This is a genomic window from Ruegeria sp. AL12 (genome assembly GCF_056540885.1).
This window is the reverse complement of record NZ_JBQFXN010000058.1, coordinates 1-1153: the sequence shown is the minus strand read 5'-3', so window position 1 is coordinate 1153 and position 1153 is coordinate 1. Positions and strand designations below refer to the sequence as shown.

Annotated in this window: 1 protein-coding gene; it reads left to right on the top strand. The window is 58.2% G+C overall.

Annotated elements, in window-relative coordinates:
* Positions 1 to 65: 65 nt before the first annotated feature.
* On the top strand, positions 66 to 1153 hold a 1088-nt coding region (locus tag ACR0C6_RS21310; protein WP_480621101.1), incomplete at its 3' end, for a beta strand repeat-containing protein.

Below are 1153 nucleotides of genomic sequence, written 5' to 3'. Positions count from 1 at the left end.
TGGGGTTCAGGGACGACAGTGCCTGGGCGAGCGATGACGCGGGCACGACCAACACGGCCACGATTATGTCAGGCACGACCAGTCATATTTTTGGCACGGGCGGCATCGACATCATCACCGTTGAGACGGGAGCCACAGTTGGCGGTGGCATCTTCACCGGCAATGATACCGATACGCTCACTGTGAACAGCACGATCATCGGCAGCAATGTTAATCTGGGCGGCGGTGATGACACATTCGACATCACCGGGACAGGTGGGGTCAACGGCGTTGTGACCATGGGAAGCGGCAATGACACCTTCACCATGGATGGGACCAGTATCAATGAACTGCGGCTGGGGTTCCGGAACAATTCCAGCTGGGCGACCACAGATGATGCCGGCACGACCAACACAGCCACGATTAACACCGGGACGGTCAACAGTCATATTTACGGCACGGGCGGCATCGACATTATCACCATCGAGGCAGGAGCCTCTGTCGGCGGAACCATTACCACCGGCAATGATGCCGATGTGGTTACCGTGAACGGCACATCTGTCGGTGGATCCATCAGCACTGGTAACGGTGTTGACACTGTCAATCTGAATGATGCGACGGTGGGCGGCAATGTCGATCTGGGCGGTGACGACGACACCTTCACCATCGATGGGCTGGATGTGGTCACCGGTGATGTGGTGATGGGCACCGGGGCGGATGTGTTTACCATGAATGGCGGCACGATCAATGATCTGCGGCTAGCCACGGCGGGCTCATCCGTAGATGCAGCCGCTGATATGGCAACGATCAATGCGGGCACGATCACCGGCAGCATTGTGGGCAGCACCGGGGTGGACACCATCACCGTTGAGGCTGGGGCCTCGATTGCCTTTGACATCCTCACGAGCAGTGGTTCCGACATCGTCACGCTGAATGATGCCACAATTGGACGACATGTTAATCTGGGCGGTGACGACGACACCTTCACCGTCGACGGGCTGGATGTGGTCACGGGCGAAGTCGTTATGGGCACCGGTAATGACAGCTATACTCAGGATGGCGGCTCGATCGGCCGGTTGTTGCTGGGGTTCAGGGACGACAGTGCCTGGGCGAGCGATGACGCGGGCACGACCAACACGGCCACGATTATGTCAGGCACGACCAGTCATATTTT